The 9,943-nt window shown below is 61.0% G+C and carries 11 protein-coding genes; 10 read left to right on the forward strand and 1 reads right to left on the reverse strand.

The genetic code is table 11. From position 1 onward, the window contains the following. The 9 genes from EN955_RS35280 to EN955_RS06850 form a co-directional block, all read left to right on the forward strand. Positions 1–113, forward strand: a 113-nt coding sequence (locus EN955_RS35280) for a YadA-like family protein (RefSeq protein WP_245492837.1), incomplete at its 5' end; no start/stop codon positions are given. Between the two features lie 7 nt (positions 114–120). Further along, positions 121–678, forward strand: coding sequence for an invasion associated locus B family protein (locus EN955_RS06815; protein ID WP_024502658.1), 558 nt, complete (start codon positions 121–123; stop codon positions 676–678). 13 nt (positions 679–691) lie between these two features. Further along, the gene (locus EN955_RS06820; RefSeq protein ID WP_024502657.1) at positions 692–1,357 is read left to right on the forward strand and encodes a hypothetical protein; all 666 of its coding nucleotides are present in this window, start codon (positions 692–694) and stop codon (positions 1,355–1,357) included. Positions 1,358–1,395: 38 nt separating this feature from the next. Next, positions 1,396–1,857 (forward strand): DUF4189 domain-containing protein, encoded by a 462-nt coding sequence (locus EN955_RS06825; RefSeq protein ID WP_013529842.1) that lies wholly within the window; start codon positions 1,396–1,398, stop codon positions 1,855–1,857. Further along, positions 1,842–2,390: an invasion associated locus B family protein gene (locus EN955_RS06830; protein ID WP_027161456.1), complete on the forward strand. Its 549-nt coding sequence runs from the start codon at positions 1,842–1,844 to the stop codon at positions 2,388–2,390. The genes EN955_RS06825 and EN955_RS06830 overlap by 16 nt, the downstream gene beginning before the upstream one ends. Before the next feature lie 421 nt (positions 2,391–2,811). After that, positions 2,812–4,260 (forward strand): TolC family protein, encoded by a 1,449-nt coding sequence (locus EN955_RS06835; protein WP_024502655.1) that lies wholly within the window; start codon positions 2,812–2,814, stop codon positions 4,258–4,260. 39 nt (positions 4,261–4,299) lie between these two features. Continuing rightward, positions 4,300–6,432 carry a type I secretion system permease/ATPase gene (locus EN955_RS06840; RefSeq protein WP_013529845.1) on the forward strand — a complete coding sequence of 711 codons (2,133 nt, stop codon included), beginning with the start codon at positions 4,300–4,302 and terminating at the stop codon, positions 6,430–6,432. Between the two features lie 42 nt (positions 6,433–6,474). After that, positions 6,475–7,764: an HlyD family type I secretion periplasmic adaptor subunit gene (locus tag EN955_RS06845; RefSeq protein ID WP_013529846.1), complete on the forward strand. Its 1,290-nt coding sequence runs from the start codon at positions 6,475–6,477 to the stop codon at positions 7,762–7,764. Beyond that, a complete protein-coding gene (locus tag EN955_RS06850) occupies positions 7,754–8,395 on the forward strand; it encodes a ribbon-helix-helix domain-containing protein (protein WP_024502654.1) in 642 nt (213 codons plus the stop codon). Before EN955_RS06845 ends, EN955_RS06850 begins: the two co-directional genes overlap by 11 nt. Positions 8,396–8,443: 48 nt before the next feature. Here EN955_RS06850 and EN955_RS06855 read toward each other — a convergent pair whose 3' ends face one another. Beyond that, positions 8,444–9,373 (reverse strand): transglutaminase-like cysteine peptidase, encoded by a 930-nt coding sequence (locus tag EN955_RS06855; protein ID WP_024502653.1) that lies wholly within the window; start codon positions 9,371–9,373, stop codon positions 8,444–8,446. A 324-nt stretch (positions 9,374–9,697) separates the two neighbouring features. Between EN955_RS06855 and EN955_RS06860 the strand changes: the two genes are divergently transcribed. After that, positions 9,698–9,943, forward strand: a 246-nt coding sequence (locus EN955_RS06860) for a hypothetical protein (protein WP_206523747.1), incomplete at its 3' end; no start/stop codon positions are given.

The following is a 9,943-nucleotide window of genomic DNA, read 5'->3' on the forward strand; positions in this document are numbered from 1 at the left end:
CCTTCGGTGCGGGCTACACCAGCGAGGACGGCCGCATCCGCGGCAACCTGTCGGGCACGGCAGCGGGTGGGCATGTCGGCGTCGGCGCCGGCATCAGCTTCACCTTGAACTGAGGCAGGGATGAAAGGACTTGTTGCCCTGACCTGCCTGGCGCTTTGCGGCGGCCTCGTGCCGGCCGCCGGGCAGGTTGCGCCGACCTACAGGATCAAGCCTTCGGACGTGGTGCTCCCGCCCGAGGTGAAGCTCGGAGACTACCAGCGCACCATACGCCCATTCGACAACTGGACGCTGATCTGCGACGAGAACCTCAAAGCCCGCAAGAAGGTCTGCAACGTCTCGCAGATCATCGAGGACGCGTCCGGCAAGATGGCCTTCAGCTGGTCGCTTGCCGCCACCCAGGACGGCAAGCCGTACATGATCCTGCGCACCGCCCCGAACGCCAGGAGCGATGGCCTGGTGTCCGTGAAATTCGATGGACAGAAGCAGCCGATCGACGTGCAGCTGAACGGCTGCAACGAAATGGTCTGTGTCGGCATGTTGCCGGTCGGCCCCGTCATGCGCCGGCAGATATCGCAGAACGCGACGCCGGCGATCTCCTACTCGACGGTCGATGGGCAGACGATCACCGTTACCGCAACGCTCAAGGGGCTGTCAGACGCCCTTTCACCACTCAAATAACCGAGGCGCCACCATGAGCCAGCAGGACCAGTTCACGTCCGCCAAACGCACTCCTAGCGTCGAGGCGGATCGGCAGAGGCGGGCCGAGCCCCCAAGGCGCTGGCCACGCGCGGCCGGATATTCACTGCTGGGATTGGTCGTGGCGGGGCTTGGCTTCGCCGCCGGGAATTACGCCGCGGTCGCCAATCTGGTCGGCGGCGCGACGGCCGCACCTGCAGCAACAGCGGCGGCCCCCGTGCTTCCGGACACGCCCTTCCTCGAGCATGTCAAGCAGGCCGGTGTGCAGGCCTGCTCGACCGTCTATCCAGTGCTCGGACAGATCCTGACGACCGGCACGAAATACAGCGTCAAATCCCTGTGGAACGACCAGGCCGCCGACAAGCACGCCATCCAGGCCTTTGTCGGCATGGACTATGCGTCGGAACGCTATAGCGGACCGGCCGCCGGCATCGTCTTCGCATCGCCCACCGCCACGGGTTGCGAAGGGGCGATGGTGCGGGTGGCGCCATTCGCCAGCCCGTGCGCCGACATCGCATCCATCCTGCCGCAGGGCAGCAAGATCACCGACCATCTTGGGCAGGTCGAGGTCTACGAGCTCGGCGGCAATGCCGGTGAAGCGCTTCTCCTGCCGACGGGCAAAAGCTGTGTGGTGATCTCCCTTGCTTCGGCGGCGAAGTAGGACGCGAAGCGAGTGAGGTCAAGGAAAGGATGCCGACCATGAGATTGCAGGCTTTGGCAGTTTTGGGCTTGACCTTGTTGTGGAGCGGACAAGTCGTCTCAGCCGACCTTGTGGCCCCATCGGAACCGCAACAGGAGGAAAAAGGCATATGGGCGGCCATTGCCTATTCGCAGGCCGATAGCAAATACGGCTTCTTCTGGGGCGCCGACAAGCGGCAGGAAGCGAAGGACATCGCACAGAAATATTGCGAGAACGCAGGCGGAAAGGCCTGCAACGTCGTCACCGTCTTCCGCAACCATCGCCATTGGAATGATGACGACGAGACCGGCTTTCCCTACAAGCACTGCGGTGCGCTTGCCGTGGCAGACAAAGTGGAGAACCGTTTCACGCCCTGGGGCGTGAACTCGGCCGAGACCCGTCGGGAAGCGGAGGATCTCGCTTTGCAGGCCTGCGAGGCGACGGGAGAGAAATGCAAGATCCGCGAATGGGTCTGCACATGAAGCTTGGCCCGAAGGCCGTCTCCGCATGTGGAGCGATTCTATTCTCATTGATGTCGCCGGCGTCTGCCCAGCAACAGGTGGCGGCTGTCCCGGATGGACCCTCATCGCTGCGTGAGGTCTATCAGGACTGGAGCGTGACCTGTTCGGTACGGGAAAAGGCGAGAGTGTGCTCGCTTGCGCAAGACCAGGTCCAGCAGAACGGGCAGAGGCTTCTTGCCATGGAGATCGCGGCACGCCCGGACGGTTCGACGACGGCTACCCTGCTTCTGCCCTTCGGCATCCTCCTTGATCCGGGCGTGACGCTGCAGATCGACGATCAACCGCCGCTGTCCCCGCAGCGCTTCAGGACCTGCCTGCCGACGGGTTGCGTCTCCGTCTTTACGGTCGATCGGCCGACGCTTGGAAAGCTGAGGGGAGGCTCGGTGCTGAAGCTCAATGTCACGACGGACGCCGAGACCCCGCTGAGCTTCCCTGTGTCGCTTCGCGGCCTGACCGCGGCGCTCGACCGCATGGTGGCGTTGAGCGCAAATTAGGGTGCGCGCTGACCAGCTTTTGGCCGCAGTGAGCCACATGAAGCGTACGCCGGCCGCCGCGATGGAGTATTTTTGGGCGCGGCATCCAAAGGGACGCGCCCGAAAAAGGGCTCAACTTCAGGTTGGATCATCGACAGCCGCTATCCGAACCGGCCATGATTCTGGCCATACCGGCCCACTGGCCTGCCGTTTTTTGTGCTTTCCCACTGAATGCGGCGTCTGGATACAACCGCAGCGAGCCGACGTTATGTGCTATTTTTGCTACATCTCGCAGCCTTGTTGCTTAAAAAGGCTATTTAGCGCCCTCTAAATCAATAATCGCTCACACATTCCGTGAATTTGTGGATAATCCGCCGACGGGCAGGCCTTGGCTTGGTTAGCGCTCTGAAAAGGACGCTGGGGAAACGTTAGGGTGGGATTAATGAATACGACAAACATGTCGACCATAGGCAGGCGCCTTGGTCTTTTGATGGCGGCCACCATGCTGACCTGCGGCAGCGCTCACGCGCTCACGCTCAAGGAGGCGATGACTGTCGCGGTGGAGTCCAATCCCGAGATTGGACAGGCGATCGAAAATCGCGAAGCCATCGAGTTCGAGTTGCGGCAAGCCAAGGGCCTTTATCTTCCCAGTGTCGATGTCGAGGCATCGGCTGGCGTTCGCCGGCTCGACAATCCGTCCCGGCGCTCTCTTTCCATCGAAGGCGATGCGCTCTATCCGGCTGAAACGGATCTTACCGTTTCGCAGACGCTTTATGACAGCGGCGGAAGGCGGGCCGAATTGAACCGTCAGGCATCGCGCGTCGATGGCGCTTCGTTCCGCGTGCTGGAACGGTCCGAATTCATCGGGCTGTCCGTTGTCCAGGACTATCTGGAATACATGCTGCAGGCTTCGATCGTTGCCGAAGCGAAGAAAAATCTGGGCTTCCACCAGGCAATTCTCGGCGACATCCGGCAAGGCATCTCGGGCGGCGCGCTGAACGAGGCCGACCGGCAACAGGCCGAGGAACGGCTGTTCGCCGCCAAGGCGCGCATGCAGGAGGCGACCGAGGAACTGGAAGCGGCCAAGATCCGCTTCTTCAAAACCGTCGGAAAGCCACTGACCAGCCCTTCGAGGCCCGGCGATGTTTCGGCCGCACTCCCGCGCTCGCTCGACGACGCGATAGGGTTGGCGCGGGAAAGCAATCCGCGCGTACACATGGCCAACAGCGACATCGACGCGGCGGCCTCCCTCGTGGACGCTGCGCGGGCAAAATTTGGCCCCTCCATCATCGCTGAAGGTCGGGCCCGGGCAGGAACCGACATTGACGGCGACGATGGCGACACCACCGACCTGCAGGCGCGCGTGGTCCTGCGCTGGAACCTCTACCGCGGTGGCATCGACAAGGCCAACGAGCAGGAGCAGATCCGCCGCACCAGTGAACAGCGTCTCGCGCTGCATCAGGTCCAGCGCGAAATCGAGGAAGCCGTTCGCACCTCATGGGATCGCCGTTTCCGGCAAGCCGATCTGGCAAAGACCCTGAGGCAACAAGCCGCTGCCAATGAGAAGCTGGTTGCTTCCTATCGCGAGCAGTTCAAGGTCGGACAGCGCTCGCTGCTCGACGTGCTCGACGCGCAGAATACACGGTTCAACACGGCAACGCTGGCGGATACCGCGTCCTACGCATCGCTGTTTGCCCAGTACCGGCTCCTGGCCGCGACCGGACAGTTGCTGAAAACGATGAATCTCGAGCCGGCAAAGCAAGCGACGGCCTATGCACGCACCGAGTTCGCAGCACCGGAAACCGCGGACACAGAAACCTATGCGCGGACGCCATCGGAGCAGAAGAACGACCTGCCATTCGATATTCTCGCTCCGGTGAGGAAGAAATAGGACAGCACAAGGTCCAGCGAGCGTCCTGACGGGCAGATCGTGAACCAGCAACCCAACATCCTCTCCCCGAAGGAGGCGTTCAAGGCCTGCTTCTCGGCCGTTGCCGGATATCTCGGCAGGCCGAGCGCGGAGACCGTGCTGTTTGCCGGCGTGCCGCTCTCGGACACGCGAATTGCGGCCGACGACATCAGGCACCTTGCCGAACGCATCGGCCTGGAAGTCACCGAGTTCAATCATCGCGATTTTCTCAGGGGGCGTATCGACCTGCCGGCCATCGTCTTTCGCGTCAGCCAATTGCCCGTCGCCCTGCTGGCTTTAGGCGAAGGCGATGCGTATATCACCGCGCCCCAGGAAGACGGCCGCACCACGATCGGCCGGTCGGAACTGGCCGCCAGCTACATCAGCGGCGGCGCTTCCTTTTCGATCACCTATGCCAATGCCGCCGAGACCATGTCGGTCGGCTCGGCGGCCAGGATCGAGCGAAGACATTGGCTTACGGGGACGATGGGCGCCTTCTGGCGCACCTACTCGAAAGTCGTCCTGGCGGCGGTGTTCATCAATCTGCTGGCCATAGCCTCGCCGATCTTCACCATGAACGTCTACGACAGGATCCTGCCGAACAAGGCGATATCGACACTGTGGGTCCTGGCTCTCGGCATCGGTGCGGTCATCCTGTTCGACCTGCTTTTGAAGACGGCAAGGGCTTCCCTCATCGACTATGCCGGCCGCAAGGCGGATCTGCGGATATCATATCTGCTGTTCGAAAAAGTGCTGAACTCGTCGCTTTCGGCGCGTCCCGGCTCGACCGGTGAATACGCAAACAGGGTCACGCAATATGAATTCGTCAGGGAGTTCTTCACCTCCAACACCATAAGCGTGTTCATCGACACGGCATTCGTCTTCGTCTTTCTCCTTGTGATCTATGCGATAGGCGGCTGGCTGGTGATCATACCGGCGCTGGCCTTCGTGATGTCCGTCATCGTCGGCCTGGTCACTCAGCGCCGCATCGGCAAGCGCGTCGCAGCCTCGATGAACGAAGCATCGCAGCGCCAGGCCCTGCTGGTCGAATCCATCTCGACGCTGGAGACCATCAAGTCGCTGCGCGCCGAGGCGTATCTGCTGCGGAAATGGGGAGAGCACTCCAAGAACGCCGCCAACACGTCCGAGAAGATCAAGCAGCTTTCGGCGGCAGCGGGCAACATCACCCAGTCCATACAGCAGCTGGTGACCGTCGCCCTGGTCGTGGCCGGCGCCTATGCCTTCTCGGAAGGGCATGTTTCGACAGGAGCAATCATAGGAACGGTGATGCTGGCGAGCAGGGCCGTGGCGCCGCTCGGCCAGATCGCCATAACGTTGTCCCGGTTCCGCCAGGCCATGCTCTCGCTGAGGATGGTGAATTCGATCATGGCTCAACCGGAAGATCGACCCGACACGGTGGGCTTCGTCAACCGCCCCATCCGCAAGGGGGCGATGGTGTTCAGGAATGTCGGGTTTGTCTATCCAGGCTCGGAAAACGAAGTTTTGACCGGCCTGAATTTCTCGGTCAAGCCGGGTGAGCGGATCGGCATCATCGGCCGCATAGGATCGGGAAAGACGACGATGGGTCGGCTGGTCGGCCGGCTCTTCCTGCCGACTTCCGGTGAGTTGCTGCTGGATGGGATCGACATTCGCCAGTATCACCCGTCCGAGGTTCGCGCCGCGGTCGGCATCGTTGCGCAGGCCGGCGACCTGTTCTCGGGCACCATCAAGGAAAACCTCCTGATGGCATGCCCCGAGGCTACAGACGAACAGATCATCGAAGCGGCAAAGGCGGCCGGCGTCGACGATTTCGTCTCACGCCACCCGCGCGGCTACGACATGAATGTCGGCGAGCGCGGCACCAATCTTTCCGGCGGCCAGAGGCAGACGGTGGCGATCGCGCGCCTGCTGCTGACCAAACCGAAAATCGTCTTTCTGGACGAGCCGTCGGGCTCGATGGATCTTGCTTCCGAACGCCAGTTGATCAAGCAGCTCAAAGTCGCCTTTGACCGCGACACGACGCTGATCGTCTCCACACATCGGTTCAGCATGCTTGAACTGGCCGACCGCCTGATCGTTATCGAACAGGGCAAAATCGTTGCCGACGGACCGAAGGACCAAGTCATACAGGCGTTGCAGAAAACAAGCGCCTGACAAAACAATTATTGCTGCATCCAATGCGTTGGGGCGTGGGAAATGCTTGCCAGGGAAGATCGACCGCCGCTGTTTGCGTCGGCGTCCATATTCATCATCGGAGCGCTCTTCGTCGTTTTTGTCGCCTGGGCGTCCTTTGCCGAAGTCGATGAGATCGCACGCGGCGACGGCAAGGTCATACCTGCTTCCAAGACCCAGATCATCCAGGCGAGCGAGGCCGGTGTGGTTCAGGAAATCGCCGTGACGATCGGCCAGGTCGTCAAGAAGAACGATCTCATCATCCGCCTGGACAACACGCTCAACACGTCCAGCCTTGGCGAGCAGCAGGCCAAGGCGCGCGCGCTCGAAGTGCGCATAGCAAGGCTGAAATACGAACAGGCCGGCAATCTCTCGGGCCCATTTCCGTGCCCGCAGGACATCCAGTCGGTCGCTCCGCAAATCTGCGACAATGAACAGAAGCTGCTCATCGCCCGGCGCGGGAACTTCGACAACAAGCTGTCCGTGCTCAAGTCACGCCTCGATCAGCGCGAGAAGGAACTTGCCGAGGCGGAGGCCAATTCCGATCGTCTTTCTAAGAACCTGGTCGTCAGCGACCAGGAGGCAAAACTCGTCGACGCGATGGTCAAGAAAGGCCTGATGGCAAGGACCGAGCAGCTCCGGGTAGAGCGCGAACAGACCGAACTCAACGGCCAGCTGAACCTTGCCGGCGAAACGATAAAGAAGATCAAATCGTCGATCACGGAAGCCCAGCTTCAGGTCGAGGAACTCGGCCTGCAATTGCAGCAGGAGGCGTTGGACGACCTTACCCAGGCGCTGGCGGACCTTTCGGTGGTGGATGAAACCATAAGGGGAGCCACCGACAAGGTCGCGCGCACCGATATCCGGTCTCCCGTGGACGGCATCGTCAACACGCTGGAACTGAACACGGTCGGCGCCTTCGTCCAGCCTGGCGCCGTCGTGGCCGGCATCGTGCCAACCTCCGAAACGTTGCTGGTGGAGGCGCGGGTCTCGCCGCGGGATGTCGCCTTCATCCGTCCCGACCAGGAAGCCCTTATCAAGGTCACCGCCTATGATTTCTCGATCTTCGGCGGCATCGAGGGCAAGGTCTCCAACATCACAGCCGACAGCCTGGTCGATCAGAAAACGGGGGAGCCCTATTATCAGGTGCGCGTGGCGACGGACAAATCGACGCTTCAAAGAGACGGCAAGGCCTATTCGATCATCCCCGGAATGATCTGCTCGGTCGACATCAAGACCGGGCGCAAGACGATCCTGCACTACCTCCTGAAGCCGATCAACAAAGCGCGCGAGGAGGCGATGAGTGAGCGGTAGCGCCAGCCCTCATCATTCCGATCGCGAGCGGCTGCTTGCACCAGTCGCCGCCGAGGATTTCGGGCTGGAGTTTCGGGTCGTGGCGCGAGGCGGCATACGGCGCGGCATTCGTCTGGAGCGGGCATTCTGGATGTCGCTGAAGCAGATGGCCGAAAGCAGGAAGTGCACGATCGGCATGCTCATCGACGAGATCGCCGAAAGCCAGGCCCAGACAGGCAATCTGACATCCGCGATCAGGGTGGCCTGCATGCGTGGATTGGGCGACGAAAACCTGACCTTGCGAAGGCTTGCATCGATCAACACCATCAACGCCATACTGGTCGCGTGCCCGTCTCCGGCCTTTGCGCTGGCTTCGTCGAAGAAGATCCTGTCGTTCAACGCGCCGTTCCAGCAACTGGTCAAACGCCAATTGCCGATCGCCCCAAGCGATGACGCACGGCACGACCTCAAGCTGGCGCTGGATCTCAATGTGGCCGACATCTTCACGCGGCTCGACGCCAATGGCGAATCGCCGGTGGCCACCGGTTTTGTCATCGGCGCGGGTGATCGTCGTTACCGGGGGCAATTGAATGCGGTGCGGGCTCCGGTGCTCGAGCCGGAACTGCTGATGGCGTTCGTCTTCGGCGGGTGAATGCCGCCAGTCCTTGGCGAGAACCTACGGCTTAGACTGGCCGAAACCCTATGGCTGAAAACCTTCGCCGGGTGCGACGGTTGCGAAACCGCCCTTGATGTCGGCCATCTGGGCGCCGCCCGGTCTTGAACCGTGGATCCAGGCCCGGTCCGTGCTGAACGAATAGAGCGGGACGTAATCCGGGAGATCGCTGTCACGCATAACGGTGTTGCTGAGGCTGTCGAGAATGAAGGTGCCGCTGCCTGTGCTCACCGACAGCACTGCGTGAAAGAAGCCTCTCTTGCGATCCTGGAGGACGACAAGCGCCATGCTTTGCGTCGGAATGCCGGCCCTCAGCAGGGCCGTCATCTTGAGGATGGCAAAATCCTCGCAATCGCCGGCTCGCCGCTCAAGAATCTCCGAAGGCTTCGCCCAATAGTCGAGCTTGCCGTAGACGAGGCTGTCTTTCCTGTAGGCGATCAGGCGATTGACGCTGCTGTTGACGAAGGACAGCTTCTCGCTGAATCCCTTGCCTTGAGCGGCAGCGATCATGCCGGCAAAAGCCGTGCTCTTGTGCTCGCAGGGGCTGCCTGCCGAACAAGCGGTGATTGCCCGGTAGACAGGCGCCCAGCGCGCCGCGACGGGAAAATTGCGCATGGACAAGGCAACCGATCCGAAGACCCCTGGAATAATCGACGCGGTCTGCACCGGATCTATCCCGGCGTCATCTCGCGCCGTTGACGAGCCGTCCCCGCGGTCGACATCCGGGCCATAGCTGCCGGTGACCATACCGATCCGGTAAGCGTCCGCAGGCTGCCAGGGCTGGGGCCTCGTCAGTGAAACACCGCCGAGACAGGGCGGCGTCTGGACCTTCTCCTGGGGCTTGCCGGGTGCGGCGATATCGCTCGCGAATGACGGCCCCGCCAGGCCGACAAGCCCGATTGCCAGCAGGAGCATCTGGAGCCCGGTTTTTCCCGGAACCGATTTTTGCTTTTTCATAACGCCCACCTTTGACTGTGGACGCTACCAATCTTGTCTCAAATTATTGGAAAGGAAGGTGGATAAATATCCAGCAACTGTCTTCATCTATTTTATTTAAAATTTTATTCAAATTTATACTTTGATTCACCAAAAAGATGCCGACTGATCGCCCGCCAACGAGGCCTCCAGAAACAAACATATATCAGGTTATATTGTTGCGGTTTACCACGTGTAAAAAATGCCAGGCAATGCATATCATAATATATGAAATAGATTAGGGGGCAGTTGCAAAGTAGAAGTGGCCGCTGTCTCTATCCGGTAAATATCGGAGGGGTTTCAGCCATGACGAACAATATCGAGTTGGACAGCTTTTCGGGTTCCTTGAACGAGCATTCCGCGTCCAACGAACAAGGCGATCAGACATCGCCGGCGGAGATCCGGGTCGCCCAGGCAAATTCGACGCAGCAGGCCGCGCCGGCAGCGTCCGAACCGGTGCCGGTCGATGTCGGCGGCGGAGCGCCCGTCAAGCCGGAAGCCCCCGCGGAAGCGAAGACGCTGCCGGCAGCTGCGCCGCACGAATATGTAGCC

The sequence above is a fragment of the Mesorhizobium sp. M7A.F.Ca.CA.001.04.2.1 genome (assembly GCF_003998485.1).
Lineage (GTDB): Bacteria > Pseudomonadota > Alphaproteobacteria > Rhizobiales > Rhizobiaceae > Mesorhizobium > Mesorhizobium ciceri.

Coding starts and splice junctions, on each gene's coding strand:
- EN955_RS06815 (WP_024502658.1), top strand. CDS start 121: ATGAAAGGACTTGTTGCCCTGACCTGCCTGGCGCTTTGCGGCGGCCTC.
- EN955_RS06820 (WP_024502657.1), top strand. CDS start 692: ATGAGCCAGCAGGACCAGTTCACGTCCGCCAAACGCACTCCTAGCGTC.
- EN955_RS06825 (WP_013529842.1), top strand. CDS start 1,396: ATGAGATTGCAGGCTTTGGCAGTTTTGGGCTTGACCTTGTTGTGGAGC.
- EN955_RS06830 (WP_027161456.1), top strand. CDS start 1,842: ATGGGTCTGCACATGAAGCTTGGCCCGAAGGCCGTCTCCGCATGTGGA.
- EN955_RS06835 (WP_024502655.1), top strand. CDS start 2,812: ATGAATACGACAAACATGTCGACCATAGGCAGGCGCCTTGGTCTTTTG.
- EN955_RS06845 (WP_013529846.1), top strand. CDS start 6,475: ATGCTTGCCAGGGAAGATCGACCGCCGCTGTTTGCGTCGGCGTCCATA.
- EN955_RS06855 (WP_024502653.1), bottom strand. CDS start 9,373: ATGAAAAAGCAAAAATCGGTTCCGGGAAAAACCGGGCTCCAGATGCTC.